The sequence below is a fragment of the Stenotrophomonas sp. CASM110 genome, assembly GCF_049384345.1.
Lineage (GTDB): Bacteria > Pseudomonadota > Gammaproteobacteria > Xanthomonadales > Xanthomonadaceae > Stenotrophomonas > Stenotrophomonas muris.
Genome location: NZ_JBMRGI010000008.1, coordinates 49497 through 75606, shown reverse-complemented (window position 1 = coordinate 75606; position 26110 = coordinate 49497). Strand labels below are relative to the sequence as shown.

26 protein-coding genes and 1 tRNA gene are annotated in these 26110 nt (G+C 66.0%); 20 read left to right on the top strand and 7 right to left on the bottom strand.

Annotated elements, in window-relative coordinates; genetic code table 11:
* The first annotated feature begins 17 nt into the window (after positions 1-17).
* The gene (locus tag VG561_RS08765) at positions 18-1853 is read left to right on the top strand and encodes a glycosyltransferase family 39 protein (protein WP_262093184.1); all 1836 of its coding nucleotides are present in this window, start codon (positions 18-20) and stop codon (positions 1851-1853) included.
* Positions 1854-1954: 101 nt separating this feature from the next.
* On the opposite strand, the gene VG561_RS08760 is transcribed toward VG561_RS08765, so the two are convergent.
* A complete protein-coding gene (locus tag VG561_RS08760) occupies positions 1955-2524 on the bottom strand; it encodes a Maf family protein (protein ID WP_046429198.1) in 570 nt (189 codons plus the stop codon).
* A gap of 113 nt (positions 2525-2637) precedes the next feature.
* On the opposite strand from VG561_RS08760, the gene VG561_RS08755 reads away from it, so the two are divergent.
* The 14 genes from VG561_RS08755 (at position 2638) to VG561_RS08690 (ending at position 13990) form a co-directional block, all read left to right on the top strand.
* Positions 2638-3147 carry a YceD family protein gene (locus VG561_RS08755; protein WP_049404889.1) on the top strand — a complete coding sequence of 170 codons (510 nt, stop codon included), beginning with the start codon at positions 2638-2640 and terminating at the stop codon, positions 3145-3147.
* 107 nt (positions 3148-3254) lie between these two features.
* Positions 3255-3449 carry a 50S ribosomal protein L32 gene (rpmF, locus tag VG561_RS08750; protein ID WP_004154640.1) on the top strand — a complete coding sequence of 65 codons (195 nt, stop codon included), beginning with the start codon at positions 3255-3257 and terminating at the stop codon, positions 3447-3449.
* A 91-nt stretch (positions 3450-3540) separates the two neighbouring features.
* Positions 3541-4518 carry a beta-ketoacyl-ACP synthase III gene (locus tag VG561_RS08745; RefSeq protein WP_014646186.1) on the top strand — a complete coding sequence of 326 codons (978 nt, stop codon included), beginning with the start codon at positions 3541-3543 and terminating at the stop codon, positions 4516-4518.
* A gap of 77 nt (positions 4519-4595) precedes the next feature.
* Positions 4596-5378, top strand: coding sequence for a serine/threonine protein kinase (locus VG561_RS08740; RefSeq protein WP_014646187.1), 783 nt, complete (start codon positions 4596-4598; stop codon positions 5376-5378).
* Between the two features lie 175 nt (positions 5379-5553).
* A complete protein-coding gene (gene fabD, locus VG561_RS08735; protein WP_032958546.1) occupies positions 5554-6498 on the top strand; it encodes an ACP S-malonyltransferase in 945 nt (314 codons plus the stop codon).
* Between the two features lie 82 nt (positions 6499-6580).
* Positions 6581-7324, top strand: coding sequence for a 3-oxoacyl-ACP reductase FabG (gene fabG / locus VG561_RS08730; RefSeq protein WP_005408312.1), 744 nt, complete (start codon positions 6581-6583; stop codon positions 7322-7324).
* 152 nt (positions 7325-7476) lie between these two features.
* Positions 7477-7716: an acyl carrier protein gene (gene acpP, locus VG561_RS08725; protein ID WP_005415509.1), complete on the top strand. Its 240-nt coding sequence runs from the start codon at positions 7477-7479 to the stop codon at positions 7714-7716.
* Between the two features lie 143 nt (positions 7717-7859).
* Positions 7860-9122, top strand: a complete 1263-nt coding sequence (gene fabF / locus VG561_RS08720) for a beta-ketoacyl-ACP synthase II (protein WP_134808562.1) — start codon at positions 7860-7862, stop codon at positions 9120-9122.
* Positions 9123-9214: 92 nt separating this feature from the next.
* On the top strand, positions 9215-10579 hold the full coding sequence (locus VG561_RS08715; RefSeq protein ID WP_262093185.1) for an aminodeoxychorismate synthase component I: 1365 nt from the start codon (positions 9215-9217) through the stop codon (positions 10577-10579).
* Between the two features lie 192 nt (positions 10580-10771).
* A complete protein-coding gene (gene mltG, locus VG561_RS08710; RefSeq protein ID WP_046429210.1) occupies positions 10772-11833 on the top strand; it encodes an endolytic transglycosylase MltG in 1062 nt (353 codons plus the stop codon).
* The gene (tmk, locus tag VG561_RS08705) at positions 11830-12495 is read left to right on the top strand and encodes a dTMP kinase (RefSeq protein ID WP_262093186.1); all 666 of its coding nucleotides are present in this window, start codon (positions 11830-11832) and stop codon (positions 12493-12495) included. The genes mltG and tmk overlap by 4 nt, the downstream gene beginning before the upstream one ends.
* The gene (locus VG561_RS08700; protein ID WP_046429215.1) at positions 12492-13448 is read left to right on the top strand and encodes a DNA polymerase III subunit delta'; all 957 of its coding nucleotides are present in this window, start codon (positions 12492-12494) and stop codon (positions 13446-13448) included. The genes tmk and VG561_RS08700 overlap by 4 nt, the downstream gene beginning before the upstream one ends.
* A complete protein-coding gene (locus tag VG561_RS08695; protein WP_005412452.1) occupies positions 13445-13798 on the top strand; it encodes a PilZ domain-containing protein in 354 nt (117 codons plus the stop codon). The genes VG561_RS08700 and VG561_RS08695 overlap by 4 nt, the downstream gene beginning before the upstream one ends.
* 117 nt (positions 13799-13915) lie before the next feature.
* A tRNA-Val gene (locus VG561_RS08690) sits at positions 13916-13990 on the top strand.
* 595 nt (positions 13991-14585) lie between these two features.
* Here VG561_RS08690 and VG561_RS08685 read toward each other — a convergent pair.
* Both VG561_RS08685 and VG561_RS08680 read right to left on the bottom strand, forming a co-directional pair.
* Positions 14586-15632 (bottom strand): RHS repeat-associated core domain-containing protein, encoded by a 1047-nt coding sequence (locus tag VG561_RS08685; protein ID WP_080281850.1) that lies wholly within the window; start codon positions 15630-15632, stop codon positions 14586-14588.
* A gap of 199 nt (positions 15633-15831) precedes the next feature.
* Positions 15832-16260: a hypothetical protein gene (locus VG561_RS08680; RefSeq protein ID WP_014646194.1), complete on the bottom strand. Its 429-nt coding sequence runs from the start codon at positions 16258-16260 to the stop codon at positions 15832-15834.
* A gap of 564 nt (positions 16261-16824) precedes the next feature.
* Between VG561_RS08680 and VG561_RS08675 the strand changes: the two genes are divergently transcribed.
* Entirely contained in the window at positions 16825-17205 is a 381-nt protein-coding gene (locus VG561_RS08675; protein ID WP_014646195.1) for a tautomerase family protein, read from the top strand.
* A gap of 34 nt (positions 17206-17239) precedes the next feature.
* Here VG561_RS08675 and VG561_RS08670 read toward each other — a convergent pair whose 3' ends face one another.
* Entirely contained in the window at positions 17240-18337 is a 1098-nt protein-coding gene (locus VG561_RS08670) for an XVIPCD domain-containing protein (protein WP_014646196.1), read from the bottom strand.
* A 32-nt stretch (positions 18338-18369) separates the two neighbouring features.
* Positions 18370-18948: a hypothetical protein gene (locus tag VG561_RS08665; protein WP_032958533.1), complete on the bottom strand. Its 579-nt coding sequence runs from the start codon at positions 18946-18948 to the stop codon at positions 18370-18372.
* Positions 18949-19189: 241 nt separating this feature from the next.
* Between VG561_RS08665 and VG561_RS08660 the strand changes: the two genes are divergently transcribed.
* From VG561_RS08660 to VG561_RS08650, 3 genes are all read left to right on the top strand, one after another.
* Entirely contained in the window at positions 19190-19585 is a 396-nt protein-coding gene (locus VG561_RS08660) for a DUF2946 family protein (RefSeq protein WP_014646198.1), read from the top strand.
* Between the two features lie 129 nt (positions 19586-19714).
* Entirely contained in the window at positions 19715-21853 is a 2139-nt protein-coding gene (locus VG561_RS08655) for a TonB-dependent receptor (RefSeq protein ID WP_262093200.1), read from the top strand.
* 11 nt (positions 21854-21864) lie between these two features.
* The gene (locus VG561_RS08650) at positions 21865-23370 is read left to right on the top strand and encodes a PepSY domain-containing protein (protein WP_041863128.1); all 1506 of its coding nucleotides are present in this window, start codon (positions 21865-21867) and stop codon (positions 23368-23370) included.
* A gap of 9 nt (positions 23371-23379) precedes the next feature.
* On the opposite strand, the gene VG561_RS08645 is transcribed toward VG561_RS08650, so the two are convergent.
* Positions 23380-24513 carry an MFS transporter gene (locus VG561_RS08645; RefSeq protein ID WP_014646201.1) on the bottom strand — a complete coding sequence of 378 codons (1134 nt, stop codon included), beginning with the start codon at positions 24511-24513 and terminating at the stop codon, positions 23380-23382.
* Positions 24514-24524: 11 nt separating this feature from the next.
* Positions 24525-25301: a DeoR/GlpR family DNA-binding transcription regulator gene (locus VG561_RS08640; protein WP_046429230.1), complete on the bottom strand. Its 777-nt coding sequence runs from the start codon at positions 25299-25301 to the stop codon at positions 24525-24527.
* Positions 25302-25461: 160 nt separating this feature from the next.
* On the opposite strand from VG561_RS08640, the gene smqnr reads away from it, so the two are divergent.
* Positions 25462-26109: a SmQnr family pentapeptide repeat protein gene (smqnr, locus tag VG561_RS08635; protein WP_014646203.1), complete on the top strand. Its 648-nt coding sequence runs from the start codon at positions 25462-25464 to the stop codon at positions 26107-26109.
* The last annotated feature ends 1 nt before the right edge of the window (position 26110 follow it).

Sequence of the window (26110 nt, the reverse complement as noted above, 5' to 3'; positions counted from 1 at the left end):
CGATTATCCATAGAGCAATGCAAGGCGAACAGCGCGCACGGGCAATATTTCTCTGGTTATGGACGCTGATCACAGCGGCCAAGCTGGTGGTGGCTGCACGCCTGCCGCTGTTCGTCGATGAGGCGTTCTATTGGCAGGAAGGCCAGCACCTGGCCGCCGCCTATTCCGACCTGCCGGGGTTGACAGCATGGCTTGCACGCCTGGGCGTGGAAATCGGTGGCCATCACGTGCTCGCATTGCGCCTGCCGTTCCTGGCCATCGGTGCGTTGCTGCCGTTGCTGGTGGTGCGCATCGCCACGCGCTGGTTTGGCAACGTCGCAGGGTGGCAGGCGGGCAGCCTGACCCTGCTGATGCCGCTGTCGGCCACGCTGGGCCTGCTGGCCGTGCCGGATGTGCCGATGGCGCTTGCGGCGGTGATCTGCCTGCACGCCGGTGCGCGCCTGCTGCACAACGTGGATGCGTCGTCGGCGATGAAGCTGGCGCTGGGCCTGCTGATCGGTGCGCTCAGCCACTACCGTTTCATTGGCGTCATCGGTGTCGGCTTCATTGCGCTGCTGGCGCTGCCGCAGGGCCGCCGCATGCTGGCCGACCCGCGCGTATGGGTGGCGCTGGCGGTGGGTGTACTGGCCTGGCTGCCGTTGCTGGCGTGGAATGCGGACAACCATGATGCCGGCCTGAAGTTCCAGGTGGTCGAGCGCCACCCGTGGACGTTCGAGTGGGAAGGGCTGTGGTTCCTGGTGATCCAGCCGATGCTGGTGACGCCGATCCTGTGCATCGCGATGTGGAAGGTCGCCCTGGCGGGTACCCGCAGCGGTGGTGGTGTGCGGGTGCAATGGCGCTATTTCGGCCTGGTGGGCGGGGTGTCGACGCTGGGCATCTTCCTGCTGGGCTTCTTCACCGATGTCGAGCGGATCAGTTTCCATTGGCCGTTGCCGGGCTACCTGGCGCTGCTGGTGGCCGTGCCGGTGGTCCTCAACGGCTGGCCACGCTGGCTGCGCCGCACCGGCTGGTGGCTGGCAGCTGCAGGCACCGTACTGGCTTTCGGCTACTACCTGATGGCGTCCACGCCGGCGCTGCGCGAGCAGATGGCTGGCAGCAAGTACTACCCGCGCAACTTTGCCGGCTGGCAGCCGCTGGCCGTGGCGGTGCGCGACGAACTGCGGCAGATGCCGCCGGGCACGCGTGTGCTGGCGGGCAACTTCAAGGTCGGTGCCGAACTGGGCTTCCAGCTGGGCAACGGTGATATCGAGGTGCTGCCGCACCCGCTCAACGACAAGCATGGGCGGACCGCACAGCTGGCACAGTGGGGCCTGCTGCACGAAGGCCCGCGCAGTGCGCCGATGCTGCTGGTGCTGTCACCCAGCGACCAGCGCTACCGCGATCTGCTGGCGCGCTATCACGCGATCTGCGAGCAGGTGGGGCCGTTGCCGGCGCCGCGCGTGGTCAGCAGCGATCATGGTTTCCAGCGCTTCCTGCTGTTCCAGCTGCCGGTGCAGCGCGCGCAGGGGCCCTGCGTGACGCCGGCAATGGCCTGGCTGGATGCGCCGTCCAACGGTGAGAAGGTCTCCGGAACGCTCGCCATCAAGGGCTGGGCATTCAAGGATGGCGTGGGGTTGGCGCGCATCGAAGTGCTGGTCGATGGCCATTCGATTGGCGATGCGCGCTACGGGCGCATGTTCGACATCCGCCACACCTGGCCGGACAGCACCGATCCGCAGCATCCGGCGGTGGGCTTCGACGCATTGCTGGATACCACCACGCTGGCGCCGGGGCGGCATTGGCTTGGCCTGCGCCTGCACGGCCGCGACGGCAGTGTGGAGGCGTGGCAGGAGCAGCCGTTCGAAGTTCGTTGAGGTCCCTGGTCCTGTAGAGCCGAGCCGATGCTCGGCTGCTTCTGCTACAGATGGTGGGCAGCCTCGAAAAAAACGGCCGAGCAAGGGCTCGGCTCCACCGTTCACGGCACCGCGAATCCAGCCCTGCGCAGCAGGCCGCACAGCGCGATCAGTGGCAGGCCGACCAGCGCGGTCGGGTCGCGGTTGTCGATTGCCTCGAACAGGCTGATGCCCAGGCCCTCGCACTTGAAGCTGCCGGCGCAGTCCAGCGGCTGCTCGGCGGCGACGTAGCGGATGATTTCCTGCGGGTCCAGCACGCGGAAGCGTACTTCGGTCAGATCCAGGGTGGCGAGGGATTCTCCATCCCGCCTGAGACTGATTGCCGTGTGAAAGCGCACCGTCTGTCCGGACATTGCCGCCAGCTGCGCACAGGCCGCCTCGACCGTGCCCGGCTTGCCCAGCGGCTGACCGTTCAGGTCGGCCACCTGGTCCGAGCCGATCACCCAGGCGCCCGGATGGCGGGCGGCCACGTCGGCGGCCTTGGCGGCGGCCAGGCGCGTGGCCAGGGCCAGCGGGGTCTCGGCGCCCAGAGGGGTTTCATCCACGTCCGGGCGTGCGCAGTCGAAGGGCAGGCCCAGCCGTTCCAGCAGTTCGCGACGGTAGCGGGAGGTGGAGGCCAGGACCAGTGACATGTGACAATACCGGGGCAGGGCGCGGCAGTCTGGCCCCTCCACGGCGCCAGCGGCAAGTGCTGCAGGGCGGGCATTTGACAGCGGGCGGTGCGATCCTTAGTATTCAGCGGCTTATGTCCGCGAACGTGCCCGAAACGCTGGATGCCTGGCGGATGGTTGTAGCGCGAAGGCGCTTCGACGGTCAGGTCTCCCTGGCTGAATTGACCCGCCTGCAGGGGTTGGTCGCAGATACCGACGGCGAGTGTGTCTACTCGCTTGAATTCGGTCGCGACGACGTCTTGCGGGTATCCTATGTGGAACTGACCATCGACACCGCGCTGCCGCTGACCTGTCAGCGCAGCATGCAGCGATTCCTGTTGCCGGTGAAGGTGACCCAGAGGCTTGGCCTGATCCGCGACGAGGACGAGGAATCGTCCCTGCCGGAGGAATACGAGGCGTTGCTGGTGCCGGAAGACGGCCAGCTGCGTCCGCTGGATCTGGTCGAGGACGAATTGGTGCTGGCGGTGCCCGTGGTGCCGCTGTCGCCCGACGGTGAAGCAGTCGACAAGGACTGGGCACCGAGCGAAGAAGAAACGAAGAAGGCCAACCCGTTTGCGGCGTTGGCAGCACTGAAGAAACAATAGCAGCCGGATTGTCGTCGGCGGCTGCGGCGAAAGCGAAAGTGTGCTGGGCGCTGGCGTCCTGCGCGACGATACGACGAAGCAAATCGAACCGAGTTTGGAGCAATCCCATGGCTGTGCAGAAATCCCGTGTCACCCCGTCCCGCCGCGGCATGCGTCGTGCCCACGACGCCCTGAGCGCCAAGCAGCTGTCGACCGACCCGACCACCGGCGAAGTGCACCTGCGTCACCACATCACTGCCGACGGTTTCTACCGCGGCAAGAAGGTCATCCAGACCAAGACCTCGGCTGTCGAAGAAGATTGATGTGCCGGGAAGGCCGCTGCCTCCGGGCAGCGGCCTTTGCCTTCTTTCCCGGGCGTGCCGGTGATCGGCGGCCCGCGCAACAGGAAACATGATGAGCAAGCGGATCTATTCGAGGATCGCGGGCACCGGTAGCTATTTGCCGGAAAAAGTCCTGACCAACGCCGACCTGGAAAAAATGGTCGAAACCTCGGATGAGTGGATCCAGTCGCGCACCGGTATTCGTGAACGGCACATCGCGGCCGAAGGCGAAACCACCAGCGACCTTGGCTACAACGCCGCCCTGCGCGCGCTTGAAGCCGCAGGCATCGATGCCTCGCAGCTCGACATGATCGTGGTCGGCACGACCACCCCTGATCTCATTTTCCCGTCCACCGCGTGCCTGATCCAGGCCAAGCTCGGTGTGGCCGGGTGCCCCGCCTTCGACGTCAACGCAGCCTGTTCCGGCTTCGTGTTCGCGCTGGGTGTGGCTGACAAGTTCATCCGCTCCGGCGACTGCAAGCACGTGCTGGTGATCGGCACCGAAACGCTGACCCGCATGGTCGACTGGAACGATCGCACCACCTGCGTGCTGTTCGGCGATGGCGCCGGCGCCGTCGTGCTCAAGGCCGACGAAGACACCGGCATCCTCAGCACCCACCTGCATGCCGATGGCAGCAAGAAGGAACTGCTGTGGAACCCGGTCGGCGTTTCGACCGGCTTCAAGGACGGCGCCAACGGTGGCGGCACCATCAACATGAAGGGCAACGACGTGTTCAAGTACGCCGTCAAGGCGCTGGACTCGGTCGTGGACGAGACCCTGGCCGCCAACGGCCTGGACAAGTCCGACCTGGACTGGCTGATCCCGCACCAGGCCAACCTGCGCATCATCGAAGCCACCGCCAAGCGGCTGGAGATGTCGATGGACCAGGTCGTGGTGACCGTCGACAAGCACGGCAACACCTCCTCCGGCTCGGTGCCGCTGGCGCTGGATGCCGCGGTGCGTTCGGGCAAGGTCGAGCGTGGCCAGTTGCTGCTGCTGGAGGCCTTCGGCGGCGGCTTCACCTGGGGTTCGGCCCTGCTGCGCTATTGATAGTGCAAGTTACGACAATGTGAAGTCTTGTCGTTACGGCCCCTCCGGGGCCGTAACGCGTTTAAGGAGGACCTGTCATGGTTGAGCCCATCGTCATCGAAGGGCAACGTGCCTGGCTGAAGCAGTACGGCAAGGGAAGCCGGGCAATGGCCCTGGGCCTGCTCAATTTTGTTGCGCGCCGTTTCCATCTGGATGCGCTGCGCCCGCCGCCGCACCGCGGTGGCGACGCCGCACGCGAAACCGAGGCCCGCCGCCTCGCGGAACTGCAGGCGCAGGGTGTGAACGTGCCGGACGTACTGGGCACCGGTCATGCCGCTCTGGTGATCGGCGACAACGGCAGCTCGTTCAATACCTGCCTGCGCGAAGCCGACGAAGCCGGTCGCGATCGGCTGGTGATGGCGGCGATGCTGGCCATTGCTGAAGCTCATGCCCGCGGCGCCTATTTCGGCCAGCCGTTGCCGCGCAACCTCACATGGGATGGCGAGAAGGTCGGCTTCATCGATTTCGAGGAAGATCCGCTGGAAGTGATGGATCTGTCCGAAGCGCAGGCCCGCGACTGGCTGATGTTCGGCTACGGCGTGGCCAAGTACTACGCCGACCGCCCCGGGCACCTGCAGGCGATGATGGCCGAGGCGATGGGTGACGTTCAGGCGCCGGTGCGCGAGCACGTGCATGCGGTCAGCGGCCGCCTGCGCAGCCTGGCCCGGGTCTGCATGAAGCTGGGCCGTTCGGCGCGCGCGCTGGCCCATTCCATCTTCATCGCCCACGGCGCCAGCACCGCCGGCGTGTTGATGCTGGTGGGCCTGTGCGTGGATTTCCTCGCCGACGGCGACCTGGACGTCCTGCAGCTGTTCTGCTGATGGCTGACAGGGGTCAGATCCCTTTTCCGCAGGAAAAGGGATCTGACCCCGTTGCGCTTGACCCCGTTGCGCTTGCCCGGCCATTCACCATACGCGTGCATACGCGCACGTACAGACGACACGGCATGTTCCCCCTTATCATGGCCCGCTTCGATTGCAACAAGCGGATGACCGCGTGACCGTATCCACCCTCGCTTTTGTCTTCCCCGGCCAGGGCTCGCAGTCTGTGGGCATGGTGGCCGAGCTGGCCGAACTGCACCCACAGGTGCGTGAAGCCTTCACCGAGGCATCCGATGGTGCCGGCGTCGACCTGTGGGCGCTGTCCCAGGGCGGCCCGGAGGAAATGCTCAACCGTACCGAATACACCCAGCCGGCCCTGCTGGCCGCGAGCATCGGCGTGTGGCGCGCCTGGAACGCCGTGGGCGGTCCGCGCCCGTCGGTATTGGCCGGCCACAGCCTGGGCGAGTACACCGCCCTGGTTGCCGCAGGCGCACTGAGCCTGCATGACGGTGCGCACCTGGTGCGCCTGCGCGGCCAGCTGATGCAGGAAGCCGCACCGGCAGGTGTCGGCGCCATGGCCGCCGTGCTCGGCGCTGAAGACCAGCTGGTGCTGGACGTCTGCGCCGAAGCGGCAGGCAGCCAGGTGGTGGTGCCGGCCAACTTCAATTCGCCGGGCCAGATCGTGATCGGTGGCGACGCCGACGCGGTCGACCGTGCGCTGGCGCTGCTGGCCGAGAAGGGCGTGCGCAAGGCGGTCAAGCTGGCCGTCAGCGTGCCCTCGCACACCCCGCTCATGCGCGAAGCCGCCAACCGCCTGGCCGAAGTGATGGCCGGCCTGTCCTGGCACGCGCCGCAGCTGCCGGTGGTGCAGAACGTCGACGCCCAGGTGCACAGCGGCATCGACGCGATCCGCACCGCGCTGGTCCAGCAGCTGTACCAGCCGGTACAGTGGACCGGGTGCGTGCAGGCGCTGGCTGCCCGTGGCGTCACCCGGATCGCCGAGTGCGGCCCGGGCAAGGTGCTGACCGGCCTGGTCAAGCGCATCGACAAGGCCATCGACGGCCGTTCGCTGGCCACGCCGGGCGACTTCGAAGCCGCCCGCGAGGCATGGTCGGCCTGATCCCCCCTGTTCCTGCCGACCGTACCGGTGGCCGCGGCAAGCGGCACGGGTGCGGCGGTCGCCCCAGCCTGAGGAAAACATCATGAGCAAGCCCCTGCAGGGTGAAATCGCACTGGTCACCGGCGCCAGCCGTGGCATCGGTGCCGCCATCGCCGATCTGCTGGCCGCCCAGGGCGCCACCGTCATCGGTACCGCCACCACTGAATCCGGCGCTGCCGCGATCGGCGAACGCCTGGCCGCCCACGGTGGTCACGGCCGCGCGCTGAACGTCACCGATGCCGCCGCGCTGGACAGCGTGCTCGATGGCATCGCCAAGGAATTCGGCCCGATCTCGATCCTGGTCAACAATGCCGGCATCACCCGCGACAACCTGCTCATGCGCATGAAGGACGAGGACTGGGCGTCGATCATCGACACCAACCTGACCAGCGTGTTCCGCACCAGCAAGGCGGTGATGCGCGGCATGATGAAGGCGCGCAAGGGCCGCATCATCAACATCGCATCGGTGGTGGGCGTGACCGGCAATGCCGGCCAGGCCAACTACGCCGCGGCCAAGGCGGGCATCATCGGCTTCAGCAAGTCGCTGGCCAAGGAAATCGGTTCGCGCGGCGTCACCGTCAATGTTGTCGCACCTGGCTTCATCGACACCGACATGACCAAGGCGTTGCCGGAAGAAGCGCGCACCGCGCTGATCAACGACATCGCCCTCGAACGCCTGGGGTCGCCGGAAGACATCGCCCATGCGGTGGCCTTCCTGGCCAGCCCGGCTGCCGGTTACATCACCGGCGAAACCCTCCATGTGAACGGCGGCATGTACATGCCGTAAGCAAGGGGCGCAGGGATTGCGCCGCAAGTGGTTGATCTGCGGAGGTTTTTGCTGCAATGCAAGGCCGCGCCGGTTTCCACTACACTATCCCACGGCCATCGCCTTTGATGGCGACCACTTTTGAACCACAACTCCATCTGGAGCGAGATCCCATGAGCACCATCGAAGAACGCGTCAAGAAAATCGTCGTCGAACAGCTTGGCGTCAAGGAAGAAGAAGTCACCAACAGCGCATCGTTCGTCGATGACCTGGGCGCTGACTCGCTGGACACCGTCGAGCTGGTGATGGCCCTGGAAGAAGAATTCGAGTGCGAGATCCCGGACGAAGAAGCCGAGAAGATCAGCACCGTGCAGGCCGCCATCGACTACATCAAGGCCCACGTCAAGGCCTGATGTCAGACGGCAGTGCGCGCGCGGGCCCACGCTCGCCGCGCACCGCACCCCATGGGGCCGCAGTTGCGGCCCCGTGTGTTTGAGCATCACACCGAAGCAAACCGCGTTGCCCGTTGAAATCAGCCGGGCCAGGAGAATCAGCAATGAAGCGTCGCGTCGTCGTAACCGGCCTGGGTATCGTCTCGCCGTTGGGCAATGATCTGGCCAGCAGCTGGGAAGGCATCACCCACGGTCGTTCGGGCATCGGTCCGCTGACCAACGTTGCGGATGCCTATCTGGATCGGTTCACCACCAAGATTGCCGGTGAGGTCAAGGGATTCGACATCACCGCCGACAATGAACTGTTCGGCAAGTTCCGGGTCAGCGGCAAGGATGCCAAGAAGATGGACCCGTTCATCCATTACGGCCTCGGTGCCTCGTTCATGGCCCTGCACGACTCGGGCCTGGAGATCACCGACGCCAATGCCGAGCGCATCGGCGCCATCGTCGGCGCCGGCATCGGCGGCCTGCTCGGCATCGAAGAGCAGACCATCGAGTTCCACGAGGGCAAGAAGATCTCGCCCTTCTACGTGCCAAAGACCATCATCAACATGCTGCCGGGCCAGCTGAGCATCATCACCGGCCTGAAGGGCCCGTCGTTCTCGGCGGTGTCGGCCTGCGCGACCTCGAACCATTCGATCGGTACCGCGATGCGCATGATCCAGTACGGCGACGCCGACGTGATGGTGGTTGGCGGTGCCGAACGTGGCTCGTCGCCGACCGCACTGGGTGGCTTCTGCGCGATGAAGGCCATGAGTACCCGCAACGACGCCCCGGAACAGGCCTCCCGCCCATGGGACAAGGACCGTGACGGCTTCGTGCTGGGCGACGGCGCCGGCATCCTGATCCTGGAAGAGTACGAGCACGCCAAGGCGCGTGGCGCGAAGATCTACTGTGAACTGGCCGGCTTCGGCGCAAGCTCCGACGCGTACCACATGACCGCACCGAGCGAGAACGGCGAAGGCGCCGCGCGCTGCATGGCCATGGCTATGAAGGACGCGGGCGTGAGCCCGGAACAGGTGGGCTACCTCAACGCGCACGGTACCTCCACGCCGCTGGGCGACCTGGGCGAGACCATGGCGATGAAGACCGCCTTCGGCGACCACGCCTACAAGATGATGGTCAGCTCCACCAAGTCGATGACCGGCCACCTGCTGGGTGCTGCCGGCGGCGTGGAAGCGATCTTCTCGGTGATGGCACTGCAGGACAACGTCATCCCGCCGACCATCAACCTGCAGCAGCCGGGCGAAGGCTGCGACCTGGACTACGTGCCCAACGAAGCACGCCAGGCCAAGGTCGACGTGGTGATGTCCAATGGCTTCGGCTTCGGCGGCACCAACGGCACGCTGGTCTTCAAGCGCGTCTGACCGAGGTGTAGCGTCGGGCCATGCTCGACGCCGCGTTCTACGGAGCCGCCGCAAGGCGGCTTCCGTGCATCTGAACCCCAGAACTGGCTGCCATGACCCACGCACCGCTGATCCACCCGCTGCCGCACCCGATCGATCTGCTGGCCCTGCAGCAGCATGACCCGGCGCGCTTTCCGCTGCTGATGGAATCCACTGCCTCGGGCACCGCGCAGGGCCGCTGGAGCCTGCTGCTGGCCGCGCAGGGCGATGGCCTGCGACTGGATGCGGATGGCCAGGTGCGCGACCAGCACGACGCGGTGCACGCCGGCAGCTTCCTGCAGGTGCTGGACCGTGCCTGGCAGCGCGAACGCCTGCCGCATGACGGCAGCCACAGCCTGCCGTTCCGCGGCGGCTGGGCGTTGATGCTCGATTACGAAGTGGCCAGCCAGATCGAACCGGTGCTGCCGGCGCGTGCGCGCGAGGACGGCCGCCCGACCGCGCTGGCGCTGCGCTGCCCGGCCGCGGTGCTGCACGACCACCACAACGATGCCAGCTTCGTCATCGCCGAGGCCGGCGAGCAGGCGTTGCTGGATGCGCTGGTGGCACTGGCCTCGGCCGGGCTGCCCGAAGCCGGGCAGGGCTGGCAGCCGCCGCAGGCGGTGGGCGAGGATGCGCCGCAGCGCTTCACCGACGGCGTGCGTCGGGTGATCGAGTACCTGCGTGCCGGCGACGTGTTCCAGGTGAACCTGTCGCGGCGCTGGAGCGCGCAGTTCGCTGCGCCGGTCAGCCCGCAGGCGCTGTACGCGCAGCTGCGCCGTGCCAATCCGGCACCGTTCGCCGGCCTGTTCAGCGCCCACGGCCGCCATGTGGTCAGTTCCTCGCCGGAGCGGCTGGTGTCGGTGCATGCCGGCCACGCGCAGACCCGTCCGATTGCCGGTACGCGTCCGCGCTTCGAGGGGGACGATGATGCCGCACGCATCCAGGAGCTGGTCGGCCACCCCAAGGAGCGTGCCGAGCACGTGATGCTGATCGACCTGGAGCGCAACGACCTGGGCCGCATCTGCCTGCCCGGCACCGTGGTGGTCGATGAGCTGATGACGGTGGAGAGCTACGCGCATGTGCACCACATCGTCAGCAACGTCAGCGGCCACCTGCGCCCGGAGGTCACGCCCGGCGAGGTGATCGCCGCCACGTTCCCGGGCGGCACCATCACCGGCTGCCCCAAGGTGCGCTGCATGCAGATCATCAGCGAGCTGGAGCAGGTGCCGCGTGGTGCCTACACCGGCGCGTTCGGCTGGCTGAACCGCGATGGCGACCTGGACCTGAACATCCTGATCCGCACCGCCGAAGTGGATGGCCACCAGGTCAGCTTCCGCACCGGCGCCGGCATCGTGGTCGATTCGGACCCGGACAAGGAACTGGACGAGACCCGCGCCAAGGCCCGCGGCCTGCTGCGCGCACTGGGCCAGCAGGGCTGATCCGGTCGGGGTCGGATCCCTTGCGCACCGCGCGAGGGCTCTGACCCCCGCAGTCATGCCGCCGGGCGTTCATCCACGCATGGCGTGGATCTACTGATCGACCGTTGGCCGGCACGCAGGCGCCACCCCGGTCATGACCCCAATCCATCGGCACGGTATCCTGCACGACGGAATCGAGTTCAGAGGTAATCCATGGCGGGAGCCAAGCGCGGGTGTCTGTTCGTGGTAACGCTGGTGGTGGTGCTGGCTGCCGTCGTGGCGGGCGCGGGCGCGTGGTTCTTCTACCAGCAGACCCGGTTCGCCGACGCCCCGATCACCCCGACCGCCGAGAGCGTGGTCATCGCCAGCGGCGATGGCATGAACAGCGTGCTGCGCAAGCTGCGCGACGCCGGCGTGGACGAGGGCCAGGACACCCAGTGGCAACTGCTGGCGCGCCAGCTCGATGCGGCCGGCAAGCTGAAGGTGGGCGAGTACGCGCTCAGTGGTGAGCTGACCCCGCGCGAGCTGCTGCTTCGCATGCGCGCCGGCAAGGTGCTGCAGCACCGCGTCACGATTGTCGAGGGCTGGAACATCCGCCAGCTGCGTGCCGCACTCAAGCGCGCCGAGCCGCTGCTGCACACCACCGACAACCTGGATGACGCCGCGTTGATGCAGCGCCTCGGCTTCGGTGGCCAGCACCCGGAAGGCCGCTTCCTGCCGGAGACCTACGTTTACCAGCGCGGCGACAGTGATCTGGACGTGCTCAAGCGCGCCCACGCCGCAATGGAAAAGGCGCTGGACGAAGCCTGGGAAAGCCGCGCGCCGGACCTGCCGATCAACACGCCCTACGAACTGCTGACGCTGGCGTCGATCATCGAGAAGGAAACCGCGCTGGCCAGCGAACGCCCGCAGATCGCCGGCGTGTTCATGCGCCGCCTGAAGATCGGCATGCGCCTGCAGACCGACCCGACCGTGATCTACGGCATCGGTGCCGCGTATGACGGCAACATCCGCCGCCGCGACCTGACCACCGATACGCCGTACAACACCTATACCCGTGCGGGCCTGACCCCGACCCCGATCGCCATGCCCAGTCGCGACGCGCTGATGGCCGCGGCGCAGCCGGCCGCCGGTGATGCGCTGTACTTCGTCGCCGTGGGCGACGGCAGCGGCGCGCACGTGTTCTCGCCCAGCCTGGACCAGCACAACGCCGCCGTAGCCCGCTACCTGCAGCAGCTGCGCCAGCAACGTACCCAGGAGACCCCGGCGCAATGAGTCCCGCGCTGCTTCGCCACCCGCGTTTCGTCAGCCTGGAAGGCGGCGAGGGCGCAGGCAAGACCACCGCCATCAATGCCATCCGTGACTGCCTGCGCCGCCACGGCCACGAGGTGGTGCTGACCCGCGAGCCGGGCGGTACGCCACTGGCCGAGCGCATCCGCGGCCTGCTGCTGAAGCCCGATGCCGAGATCGCTGCCGAACCGCTCAGCGCCGAAGCCGAGCTGCTGCTGGTGTTCGCCGCACGCGCGCAGCATGTGCGCCAGGTGATTCGGCCGGCGCTGCAGCGCGGTGCCTACGTGCTGAGCGACCGCTTCACCGATTCCAGCTACGCCTACCAGGGCGGTGGCCGTGGCTTGGACCCGCAGTGGATTGCCGACCTGGAGCGCCGCGCGGTCGGCCTGCTGCCGGGCCTGACCCTGCTGCTGGATGTGGACGTGGCCGTGGGCCGCGCCCGTGCCAATGGCCGCGACCTGTGGCCGGACCGCATCGAGAGCGAGCAGGACGATTTCTTCCAGCGCGTGCGCGCCGTGTTCCGCAGCCGCGCACAGCAGGACCCGCAGCGCTTCGCGCTGATCGACGCCGGCCAGGTGCAGGAACGCGTGGCCGCCGATGTGGTCGCACGTATCGAGCGTTGGCTGCAGGACGGGGAGGGCGCATGAGCACGTTTTCGCCGTGGCAGCAGCGCGCGTTCGACCAGACCGTGGCTGCGCTCGACGCCGGTCGCCTCGGTCATGGCCTGCTGATCTGCGGCCCGGCCGGGCTGGGCAAGCGCGAGGTGGCGCTGGCGCTGGCCGACCACGTGCTGGCGCAGGGTGATGCAACGCACGCCACGCGTACGCGCCAGCTGATCGCCGCCGGCACCCATCCGGACCTGCAGCTGGTCAGCTTCATTCCGAACAAGAGCGGCGACAAGCTGCGTACCGAGATCGTCATCGAGCAGGTGCGCGAGATCACCGACAAGCTGGCGCTGACCCCGCAGTACGGCGTGGCGCAGGTGGTGATCGTCGATCCGGCCGATGCGATCAACCGCTCGGCGGCCAATGCGCTGCTGAAGACCCTGGAAGAGCCGCAGCCCGGCCGCTACCTGTGGCTGATCAGCAGCGACCCGGCACGCCTGCCGCAGACCATCCGCAGCCGTTGCCAGCGACTGGAATTCAAGCTGCCGCCGCAGCACGAAGCACTGGCCTGGCTGCAGCAGCTGGGCCACAGTGAAGCATCGGCGCGCGAAGCGCTGGAGGCCGCCCGCGGCCATCCCGGCCAGGCCGACAACTGGCTGCGCGAAGACGGCCTGAGCCTGCGCCGCGAAGTTGGTCGAGATCTGGAACAGCTGGCCGCCGGCAAGACCGGCGCGGTGGAGCTGGCGCAGAAGTGGTGCGGTGATGACAACGCGGCGCTGCGCCTGCGCTTCGCTGCCGATCTGGCGCTGGCCCAGGCCAGTACCGATGCCTTGACCACGCCGGAGCGATTGCACAAGCTTGCAGCCTGGTTCGATGCGGCCAACCGCACCCGCGACCTGCTGCGCACCACGGTGCGTGCAGACCTTGCGGTGGTCGAGTTGCTGCTGGCCTGGAACAAGGTGAACGAGCGGCCTGCCGCAAGGGGAAATCGATGAGTGCCAGCAACGCCCGCCAGGGCATCCTGTCCTTGGCTGTGAAGGACAAAGCCGCGCTGTACAGCGCGTACATGCCGTTCGTGAAGAATGGCGGCATCTTCGTGCCCACGCCCAAGCGCTATTTCCTGGGCGACGAGGTGTTCCTGCTGCTGACGCTGCCCGATTCCAGCGAGCGCCTGCCGGTGGCCGGCAAGGTGATCTGGGTGACCCCGGCCGGCGCACAGGGCAACCGCACCGCCGGCATCGGCGTGCAGCTGGCCGACGGTGCCGAAGGCGAGGGCGTGCGCCACAAGATCGAGACCCTGCTGGCCGGGCTGACCGGTTCGGACAAACCGACCCATACGATGTGATTCCGGTAGCGTCGGGTCATGCCCGGCTGCGTGCCCCGAAATGCCCGTGAACACGACTGTGAAAAACTGTTGACGGCCTCTGAAAAGCCCCTATAATGAGCGGCTCAGCAACACACCGGGCGGTTAGCTCAGCGGTAGAGCATTGCCTTCACACGGCAAGGGTCACAGGTTCGATCCCTGTACCGCCCACCAAATAGTAGACCTGACTTTTCAGGTGTTATGAAGAAGCCGGCTTTCAGCCGGCTTTTTCGTATGCGCAGAGTAAGTGCATGGAGGTCGTGTCGGCTCCAAGTAACCGGTGACTCGCCGTCAGATGGATATGGGACTCTACTAGCTTACCCTGGCCCGCTTTGACTTTTTCCCTAGCGAAAAGGCTTGTGCGTACATAGTCAAGCAGGTCTCTGCGTTCGATTACCCGCTCCACTATCACCTGTACGCTTTCGTACTCGAAACCCTTCGTGAACTCCACTATCCGTGTCCTTGCAAGTCGATGGTCGAAGTTCGAGGACGTCTGGATGACCGATTTTAGGTTCAGCGCTTTTCGATTCTCATTCGATTGTTGAGCGCAGCCCGACTTCAGAGGCCGATCATCGCCGATTGCGATACCGTCGTCGCTTTACTAGCTCAAATGCAGATATGGCAGCAAAGAAAACTGCATACGCCGCCCACAATCTGAATGATGCGCGAAAGGGATGCGGATTTCCTGATTGAATCGCAATGAAGTAGAGGGCGCCAAGAACGAGAATGCCCCCGGCTTGGTATGCGAGAAAGCCACGTAGTACTGGATTCACTTCTTCTTCTCCATCGTCTTTTGTGCCGCATCTACGGCGGCTCCGGCGGTGCTCTGCCCTAGCTGTGATGCTCCCGCTTGTGTGATCGACTGACGAGGAATTGCGACTCCTGTTGATGCGGTGGTGGAGGCGATGTTCGGGGCGCCGGGAGATGCGGAGCTGCTCAGCCTATTCAGAGCGCCTTTGGCGGCTGGTCCCGCGAAGTCGCCTGCTGCAGCTGCAACACCGGAACCTGCCAGACCACCAACAGCGCCTCCGGTCGCTGCCGTGAGCACTCCACCAGCGGAAATCGGCTCTCCCTTGAGGGCGCTCTCTGCGGCGGCACCGGCGCCGCCAGTGACGAAATTCGCCGCTGCTTGAATGGCAACGGCTCGGCCGACAGAAATCACTCCAGACTCCACGGCTGCGACAGCGATACCGCCCACGCCGCCTGAGACCGAACCCACCCCTGCTGCTATCAATGCCTGCGTCTGATCGATTGGTTTATCCGGATTCATCAGCTTCTGGATGGCAATATTGGACAGGCCCCCCGCTATCGCGCCATAGATGAATGGCAGGGCTGGATTTCGCCCATCTGGATCAGTGAATTTGTACGGATTCCCGTTGGCATACCGATAGCGATTGAACTGGCCTACAGGCTGGTCATACGCTGAGACCGGGTCCACTGAGAGGAAGACTCCCAGCTCCGGATCCATGTATCGCTGTTGCATGTAGCTCAAGCCCGTAGTCGAGTCGCTCACATGCCCTGTGTATCCGGGTCCGTCGGTGACCTGTCCTCCTACCAGGGTCCCATAGGGCTCGTAGTCATAACGCTTTATCACGTTGCCGTTGGCGTCGCTCTCAGCAACAAGGGAGCCAAGGGCGTCGGTATGAATGTAGGTAACCGTCTCCGGACCTGCAGCGTTCGCGGATGGAGGCAGGCCAAGCCCAATTGGCAGCGCAATGTGTAGCCAAGTACTTGCTGCAACCAGTGTTCGGAGACGAACTCCAACCCTTGATGCGCAGGCGGATTCATCGCCCGCGTTCCTTTTGAATGTATGCATCCTTTCTTTCCCCGAAAGCGCTGTCCAAGATGACTTGACTAGGCAGTATGACCGTGGCGTTCGTGCACCGATCCGAGTGGATCATATACCGCAATGGCCGCCTTCGCTGGGTAGAAGAGCCGCGTCCATCCCTGTGCCACCTACCATGTTGCAGAACAAAAAGGGCCTCCAGCAATGGGCCATCTTTGCTGCGCGTGCATCAGCCAGGTCTTCCTGCCGCGAATCCCATGGCATGGCCTAGCCCATCCTGTGCAGCGCGCGCGATCTGGCGTGCGGCAACGATCAATCCGTCCCGATGGAAGTCACCGAGTTGATCCTGCGGATCGCCATCCAGGCGCGCACGTTCGGCGGCATGCAGTAGATCCAGTACGGCATTCAAAGCGGCCAGCGAGCGGTCGAGCGAGCCGAAGCCTGTGGCGCTGAGTGTCTGCGGGGTACATGCGCGCCCGGCTTGGTCATCACCGGCGCGGATGGCATCGAGGCAGGAAAGGAACGTTGGGCGCGAAGGCGGCAGCAGTCGCTCCGCTAGAGCGCATTCGATCTCACGCGCAAGGTCTTCGGGCACGTCGGCTGCGACGTCGCCGATAAGCGCGTGCAGGCGGGGATGGATGGCGGTTCGGTTGGTCATGGCGAAACCCTCACTGGCGTAGGGCCACCTTCTGGAGTGAAGGTGGCGGACGGTGCGGGTTGGCGTGCCAAGGCAAACAAGCTTCAAGGGAGAAGAACGCCTGGCGGATCTTGCGATCCCCACGCACCGCCCGCCATTGAGGGCAGTCGGTGCATTCTCTCAACTGCGATTTCTCTCGCAGTCCTTGAAGCCTGTTCGTTTATTCGAGACGCCAATCCCGGCCAAGGCGTCTTGCCTCGGCGCGGCGATCTTCAAGCCGGGCCATCACATCAGTCTGTAAGGAAAGTTCTCAACTGGCCCTAGGCAGGCCAGACGTTTTCCGATGTGTGCCGTCGGACACCTGCGAGTAGTGCGGCCCATCACTGATGGCGCACATCGCCGCCCTGCCGACCGTGCACGAGACGACTCCAGAGCGGCGCCGCCACGGCAATCGCGTCACCCTGCGCGGCGAGGCGGGACCATGCCACGCATGGAGCCAGAGGGTTCCATCCCTGCGCTGTCCCGCCGCCCCGGGCAGGCGTAGTCTCAGCCCGTTGCCGTGCCCATCCACTCTGGAGTGCCACCATGCCGCTCGCCCGCATCGATCTTCGCAAAGGTAAATCCGCCGACTACCTGCAACGCGTCGGCGAAACCATCTACCAGGCCATGCGCGCGGTGGGGGTGCCGGAAAATGATCGCTTCCAGATCTTCCAGGAACACGCGCCCGGCACGCTGATCCACGACCCCGGCTACCTGGGCGTGGATCGCACCGACGACTTCATCTGCATCCAGATCACCTGGAACGAAGGGCGCACGCTGGAGCAGAAGAAGGCGTTGTACCTGGGCATTGCCGATGGCCTGCATGCGGCGGTGGGTATCCGCCGCGAGGATGTGTTCATCAACCTGGTGGAGGTGAAGAAGGAGAACTGGTCGTTTGGCAATGGGCAGGCGCAGTACGTGAGTTGATGCGGGAACGGTGCCTGCGCCTCACGCGGTTTGGTCAGGCCATGCGCGGCGACGCCTGCTGTTGTGCCTGTTGCTCGTCCTGCGCCAGCCGGCTTGCGTCGCGGGATTGCTGCTGCACGTTGACCTGCTGATACAGCGTGTCCGCGTCGCCCTGCTGCGTATCGAGCAGGGACAGGCGCTGGCGATTGGCGGCAGGGTCCGGCGAGGCGGTGTCGCCGCTGCGATGCAGGAATACGTAGCCGGGTGCCTCGGCGGTGCTGTTTGAACTGAATGCCACCTGCAGCGTGTCCTTTTCGCTGAAGCCGGCCTGCACCGCCGCGTGGGTCAGATGGCCGGCCAGTCGTTCGTGCTCCTGTCCGGGGGGCAGTCCCTGCTGTTCGCTGGCCTGGGCGAGTGCGGTACGCACTTTCTGGTCCAAGGCATGAAGGCTGTGCCCCGGTGCGCGCGCGTCCGCAGCCAGACGCTCGCCCAAGGGGCCATCAATACCATCGGTTTCGCTGAGCAGACGCTGCTTCAAGCTGCGCTCGGGCAGGGGATGGGTGGTGGTGCGGTTGAGTTCGCTGTTGGGGAAGGGCGGTTCAATGCTGTCCACGCCATGGATGTTGCGCAGGGGGCGATAACCGTCCTTGCCCTGTGACTGGACGCCCAGCGGAATGCGGACGTCTGGCAGCAATTGGCCGACGGGGCCGCCGATGCTGTTCACGTCCAGGCTGTGCTTGCGCTGGATGCCGGCATGATTCAATGCGTCCCAGGTGAAGTCCACGCAGTTGTGACGCACGTCGGCGTAGTGCTTGCTGAAGCCGTGCGCCACTGGATCGTCGCCGAACGCCTTGAGCTTGTTGTACTGGGCTTCGGTGATTTCGATGGTACGGACATGGGCGGGGTCCTTATAGACTTTCACGTCGTCTCTGACGATGCGCCCGGGACCATTCATGCTGCCATGCTCGACGGGTGCGAAGCCGAAACTCTGCGCCGCTTTACCTGGAGCGTGCAGAACGTAGAACATGTGGCCAGGCCCGGAAGTATCAGGAGTGCCATCGGGCGTCAGCTGCTGCTTTCCCGAATCGGGATCGAGCAGTGGGGTGCCGGGTGCGGCAATGACAATGTCCAGGCTGTAGCGGGGCTTGTTCATGGAAACTCCTTCGTTCCTTCGAATGAATGGTGTCACTTCCCTGCAGGACGCGAGGCGTGCACGACTAGCCTTGCCGAATAGTCTTGCAGTCCTGATATGGCATGGACCGTTTGAATCTGCAGCCGGTATCTGCTATCGAGCTCCAGCGGCAGCGCTGTCACGTTCAGGAGGTAGCTGCCGTCGCTGCCTGATGCGAGCGAGGCATAGCGCCAGCTCTCAGAGTGGTGCCACGAGGGGAGCGGCTCAACACCGTTGCGCGCGCGTGCCTGATAGCTGTCCTGTGTTGCAATCTCCTGCCAGGTAGTACCTTCCCGACGCTGCAGGGATACTTCGAATGGGATGTTGATACTTGCTATATCGGGCGTGCCCGTTGTAGCTGGACTTCGCCGCTGCAGTTCCAGTTCCACCGCATAAGTGCGGTAGCTGGCAAAATTGCGCGCCGTGGTTTCGAACTCGAACTGCACCTGCTGGCCCGGCGTGTCCACGGCGATGGGCTGTGAGAGTTCCAGCGGCTCTGGCGGTGGGGGCGGCCCCTTGTCGGCACAGGCGGCAAGCAACGCGGTCAGGCCGAGCAGGCTGATGCGCAGCCGGTGTGTGATGCGAGTGGTCATGCGGATCCCTCTGGCTCCTTGCCGTGGCCATCTGAACCCTAACGTTGGCGAGGCGGGGCCTGCAAGCGTAGGGACCGCGGTGCGGTGCATTCACATGTCGCCGCTGGAGGCGAGCCCCTGCGTCACCGTGTCGCAGGGGCCAAACCCTGAACGGGGTCCAAGGTTGGCTATGGCCCCGTAGAATGGCGGCGTGCGCCATTCTGTTCTCCACCGCCGGTTCCAGGCCCTGGCATGGCTTGCCATGCTGCTGGTGCTGCTCGCCCCGCTGGTGAGCCGCTGGCTGGCGCATGGTCACGTGGCTGCCGCTGCGCCGGTGGCGGCCATGGACCACGCAATGCACGCAGAGCACGCGCTGCACGCGATGGAAGGGCACCACGACCATCACGCAATGGCCATGCCGCACGGCGGGGCCACGAAGAAGCCGCCCGCCGATCCACATGCCGATCATGAGATGGGTGTGGACTGCGATTACTGCCTGATCGCTGCACGGCTGATCACCCTGCTGGTGGCGGCCGTGCTGCTGTTGGCGCCGATGGCACCGGTGTGCCGCGCACTGCGCGGCGCGGTGCGGGCGTTGCCGCAACGGATCAGCGGCACATTGGGCGCGCGTGGGCCGCCGGCACTGATGGCCGCCTGAGCCGCACGCGCGCTGTATTGAACGTTCTTCCATGAGGTTGCCGGCCACGGCCGGTGCCCGCACGCGCGTGTCTGTCCCTTTCTGATTGCTGCCCTGCCATTGCGGGGTGGCCTTGCATGCCGTGAAAAAATGAAAACGAACCCCAACTCCGCGCGCCTGCGCCGGGCGACGCTGCCTGTCCTGTGCGCGTTGCTCCTGCACACCGCCCCCGTACTTGCCGCTGACGCGGCCCCACCGACCACGCTGGATACCGTGCGGGTGGTCGATACCCGCAGCGGTGAACTGTCGTCCATCGCCAGCGCGGGCTCTGCGTTGGGCCTGAGCGTGTTGCAGACACCGGCCAGCCTGACGGTAATTTCGCGCGAGCAGCTGGAGCAGCGCGGCGACAGCAACCTCAACGATGCGATCAGCCGAGCGGGTGCGATCAGTGCCATGCCGCATCCGGGCAATGGCCTGAGTGCGCTGTCCAGCCGCGGCTTCACCGACGGTGCCTCGGTGATGCGGCTGTACGATGGGCTGCGCCAGTACGGCGGCGTGGGCATCACGTTCCCGTTCGATACCTGGTCGATCGAGCGCATCGAAGTGCTGCGCGGCCCGGCCTCGGTCATCCATGGCGACGGTGCGATCGGCGGTGTCATCAACATCGTGCCGAAGAAGCCCACGCGTGGGGCGATCGAGAACGAGATCAGCGTGACCGTGGGCAGCGAGGACACCGCGCGGCTGGGCTTCGGCAGTGGTGGCGCGCTGACGCCCGAGCTGGCCTACCGGCTGGATGTGAGCGGCAACTACAGCGGTGGCTGGGTTGATCGTGGACGCAACAGCGACGCGACATTCTCCGGTGCGTTGCTGTGGCAGCCACGTGCGGACCTGCAGCTGATGCTCACCCATGCGCAGGGCTACCAGAAACCCATGCGCTACTTCGGCACGCCGCTGGTCGAGGGCCGCCAGCTGGAGGCGCTGCGCCACCGCAACTACAACGTGGACGACAGCGAGATCCGCTTCCGCGACCGCTGGACCCAGCTCGACGCGCTGTGGACACCAAACGCGAACGTGGAATGGCGAACCCGCGTCTACCAGATCGACAGCCAGCGTGATTGGCGCAATGCCGAGGCCTATGTCTACAACCGCGCTACCGGCTTGATCGATCGCTCGGGCAATACCGAGATCACCCACAACCAGGACCAGACCGGACTGACCTCGACGCTGCGTGTGCAGGGAACGGCGGGTGGCCTGCAGAACAACTTCGCGGTGGGCCTGGACGCCAACCGCGCGCACTTCAAGCACACCAACAACACCTATGCCGGCAGCTCGGGCCCGGTCGATCCGTTCGATCCGGTCCCGGGCCAGTTCGCGAGCGACGCGCCGAACCTGCCGCGCTACCGCAACCGTGCCGAGCAGTACGCGCTGTTCGTGGAAGACCGGCTGGCACTGAGCGAGCGCTGGTCGGTGCTGGGTGGCCTGCGCCACGACCGCGCGCGCATTGATCGCACCGATCTGATCAGCGGCCAGAACGCGTTCTCGAAGACCTACAGCAGCACAGGCTGGCGTGCGGGTACGGTACTCGCGCTGCAGCCGACGCTGAGCCTGTATGCGCAGTATTCGCAGGCGGCGGACCCGGTCAGTGGCCTGCTGATGATCAGCCCGGCCAACGGCGCCTTTGACCTGGCCAAGGGCCGGCAGATCGAGGTGGGCCTGAAGCAGGCCTTCGACGGTGGCGAGTGGACGCTGGCGGCGTATCGCATCCGCAAGACCGGGCTGCTCAGCCGCGATCCGCTGGTGCCGGATCGCCGGGTGCAGGTGGGCGCGCAGACCTCGCGCGGTATTGAAGCGTCGTTGAACTGGAACTTCGCGCCGCGCTGGTCGCTCGATGCCAACGCGACGGTGCTGAAGGCCGAGTTCGAGGACTTCCTGGAAACCACGGGTTCGCCGCCGATGCTGGTGTCGCGCGATGGCAACGTGCCGCCGAACGTGGCCGAGCGCCTGGCCAGTGTGTGGCTGAGCTGGCAGTTCGCGCCGGACTGGAGCGCGGCGGGTGGCGTTCGCTATGTCGGCAAGCGCTACGCCGATAATGCCAACACGCTGGAGTTGCCCGGTTACAGCACCACCGACCTCGCCCTGACCTGGCAGGCGGCACCGCACACGCGATTGTCCGCACGCCTGTTCAACGTGTTCGACAAGGCGTACTACGCCACCGCGTACTACACCAGCACGCAGTGGCTGCTGGGGGCGGACCGGCGCGTCGAATTCACCGTCGACCATCGCTTCTGAGGGCGCTGGCGATGACGATGCGTTCCACCGCCAAGCGCTGGACCTACCTGGTGCATCGCTGGCTGGGCATCGGCGGATGCCTGCTGATGCTGCTGTGGTTCGTCAGCGGCATGGTGATGCTGTTCATTGGTTACCCGAAGCTGACGCCCGGCGAGCGGCTGGCGGCGTTGCCGGTGCTGGGTGAGGCCCGCGACCTGCAGGGGCTGTCGGTACTGCCTGCCGCCGTGCAGGCCGAGCCGGAGGCTGTGGCATTGACCACGCTGCGTGGCGAGCCGGCGTATGTGGTGCGCAGTGGCAGCAACGTGGGCGCCTGGTCTGCCGTGACCGGCCAGGCGCTGCTGCCGGTGTCGGCACAGCGCGCCGAAGCATCCGCTGCGCAGTTCGCGGGCGGCCAGGCCTTCGTGGGTGCGATGCGCGTGAATGAGGATCGTTGGACGCATTCGCGTGCACTGGACGCGCATCGGCCGCTGTATCGGGTGGAGGTGGGCGGCGCGCAGCCGGGCGACCTGTATGTGTCCTCGCGTACCGGTGAAGTGGTGCTGGACGCTCCGCATGTGCAGCAGCGCTGGAACTATGTGGGCGCCTGGCTGCACTGGCTGTACTTCCTGCGCATGCAGTCGGTCGACCCGGTGTGGACGTGGGTGGTGATCGTGCTGTCCGCACTGTGTACGGTGGCGGCGATCAGCGGCATCGTGGTGGGCGTATGGCGCTGGCGTTTCCGTGGGCACTATCGTTCCGGTGCGAAGACGCCGTACGTGGAGTCGTGGATGCGCTGGCACCATCTGATCGGATTGTGTGCTGCGGCCTTCGTGTTCACCTGGATTTTCAGCGGCCTGATGTCGATGAATCCATTGGGTGTCTTCAGCAGTACGGGTGAAGCGATCGATGTTGAGCACTACCGTGGCGGCGCGGTGGCGGTGGATGGTGCGCTGGGTGATCCTGCGAAGCTTCTGGCGATGGCCGAAGCTGCGCGCTTCCAGCCGGTGGAGATCCAGTGGCGACGGATCGGTGGTGAGCTGTTCGCGGTGTTGCTGGACGGGCAGGGTGATACGCGCATCGTGTCCGGCGGCAATGGGCACCTGCATGTCGCACGGTGGCTGCCGACCGCGTGGTTGCAGCAGAGGGCACGTGCGCTGTCCGCTACACCCATCCAGGGTTTCGTGGTGCAGCATGCAGCGGATGCGTACTTCTACCCGCGTGCGCCCGAGGCCATGAATGGTGCAGCGGTACGTCGCTTCCCGGTGGCAGTGGTGGATTTCGGTGATGCCGAGGCGACACGCGTCTATCTCGATCTGGCGACCGGCGATCCGTTGCTGACGATGGGGCATCGTGAGCGGGTGGGGCGCTGGCTGTTCTACTTCCTGCATAGCTGGGACCTGCCGGCGATGCTGCGCCAGGAAGGTGCCCGGTTGGCGGTGTTGCTGCTGCTGAGCGCTGCCGGCACCGCGTTGTGTGCCACGGCGACGGTGATCGGCTATCGGCGATTGCGGATGAAGCTGCGGCGCAGGCGGCGCTGATGCCCTGGGCTACACCCGCAGCCAACGCGTGGACATCGCCACCAGCAACAAGGCCGTGGCCACGCCGATGAATGCAGCGATCAGGCCGAAGTGGTTGGCGGCAAAACCGATCAGTGCCGGGCCAGCAAGGATGCCGGCAAAGCCCAGCGTGGAAACGGCGGTGATGGCCAGCGCGCCGGGCATGCGTGTCTGGTGGCCAGCCAGCGAGAACAGCGCCGGTGCGATGTTGGCGCAGCCGAGGCCGACCAGCACATAGCCGATCAGCGACGCCTGCCACGGCGTGACCAGGGTCAGCACCAGCACGCCCGCGGCGGCAAGCAACGCGCCGAACACGATCGCGCGCTGGCGGCCCACGCGTGCCACCAGTGCATCACCGAACAGGCGTGCGACGGTCATGGTCAGGGTGAAGGTCACATAGCCGATGCCGGCGAGGCCGGCATCGACGCGGCGCACGTCGCTGAGAAACACCGCGCTCCAGTCGAGCATCGCACCTTCGCCGAGGAAGGCGACGAACGCCAGCACGCCGATGAACAGCACGATGCCGTGTGGCAGGGCCAGCATCGGTGTGTCATGCGGCATGCGTTCGCTGTGCCAGTACGACGCCGACAACAGCATCACCAGCAACATGGCGCCGACGCCGACCAGCACGGATGCCAAGGGCGGCAGCTGTGCGGACAGCAGCACGGTCATGGTGGCCGCGCCGAGGAAGCCGCCGATGCTGAAGAAGGCATGGAAGCCGGACATCATCACGCGCCGTGCTTCGCGCTCGACGATGACGGCCTGTACGTTCATCGTGCAGTCCATCGCGCCCACGGCGGCGCCGAACACGAACAGGACCAGCCCGAGTGTCCAGGCCGAACCGGCCAGCGCCAGGCCGGGCACGGTCAGGCAGATCAGCAGGCTGCTGGCCACCATCACCCGCCGGCAACCGAGGCGCGCGGCCAGCACGCCGGACAACGGCATTGCCAGCAGCGAACCGGCACCGAGGCAGAGCAGCACCAGCCCCAGCGTGGCGTCGTTGATCCCGGTGCGTGCCTTTGCGAACGGCACCAAGGTGGCCCACAGCGCGGTGGCGAAGCCGGGAATGAAGAACGCAGCGCGGGTCGCGTGCTGTTCGGCGCGCGCGCGGTTGGCAAGGGACATGAGCGGTACGGTCAGGGGGGAGTGGGGTGTACCGCGATGCCTGCGGCGCGGAAGCGTGCCGCCAATGCGGGCGGTGCGGTGGTGGTCAGCACCAGGTCGTCGATCTCGTCGAGGCTGGCAATCTGCCAGTTGCCGCGTGCACCCAGCTTTTCAGTCGTGGCGGCGACGATGACACGGCTGCTGCAGGCCACCATCGCGCGCTTCAGCGTGGCTTCTTCCGCATCCATTGCCCACACGCCGGTGTCGCCGTCCACCGCGCAGGGGCCGGGCAGGTACACATCGGCGCGCAGGCGCTGCACCTGGGCCAGTGCTTCGGCGCCGACCGCGCCGCCACCGCTGGCCAGGCGCCCGCCGATCAGCTGCACCGAGGTGCCTTCAAGCAGGCTGGCGGCCGTGGCGATCTGTGGCGCGTTGGTGATCACCGTCAAGCCGAGGGCGGCCGGCAACTGCTGGGCGATCGCCAGGTTGGTTGAACCGGCGTCGAGCAGTACGACCTGGCCGGGTTGCAGCAACGCGCAGACGCGGGCGGCCAGCTCGGCCTTGTCGCCGCGGTCGCGGGTCAGCCGCTCGCGCAGCGGGCGTTCCTTGGGCGGTGGCAGCACGGCGCCACCGTAGACGCGCTGGCACAGGCCCTGCGCGGCCAGCTCGCGCAGGTCGCGGCGGATCGAATCTTCGGACACGGCATAGCGGCGCGCCAGCTCGGCGGCAACCACGCGGCCCTGCTGGCGCAGTTCCTCCAGAATCTGCCGGGTGCGCTGGGCGGGGAGGGGGCCGGGATCGGAGCTCATGCTGCAAGTCTGCACGTTCGTGCATTAACGTGCAACAACATGCATGCTGCGTTGGGGGGACGCAGGGCGGCTGGACTGCCGGTGAATCCGCCCGTGCCCACGTCTATGGATCGCCCTCGCGGCCCGGCATGATGGCGGGGCACCTGGCATGGAATCCCTGATGTCCCCCACCGTTCACCGCAAGCTGCGCATCGGCGCGGACCAGTACACCGGCCAGAAAGTGGTCGACCAGCAGTTCCATGAGTGCGATTTTTCCGGTGCCGACCTGACCGCCACCGAGTTCATCAACTGCAGCTTCTACGATGCCGACAGCCGCAGCGGCTGCCGCTTCAATGGCGCCACATTGAAGGAGGCCAGCTTCCGCAGCTGCGACATCAGCATGTGCCACTTCAACTTCATCAAGGCGCTGGGCCTGGAGATCAGCGAGTGCCGCGCGCAGGGTGCGGATTTCAGCAACGCCAGCTTCATGAACCAGATCACCACGCGCAGCTGGTTCTGCAGCGCCTTCATCAAGAAGTCGAACCTGCGCTATGCCAATTTCTCGCGGGTCACGCTGGAGAAATGCGAACTGTGGGAGAACCGCTGGGACGGTGCAAACGTCAGCGGCGCCAGCTTTGCCGGCTCGGACCTGTCCGGTGGCCAGTTCGAGGGAATCGACTGGAACAGCGCCAACTTCACCGACTGCGACCTGACCAATTCCGATCTGGGCGAGCTGGACCTGCGCAGCACCAACCTGCGTGGCGCCACGCTGGATGTCCAGCAGGTGGCGCTGTTGATGCAGCGCATCGGCATCACGGTGGTGCCGTAGG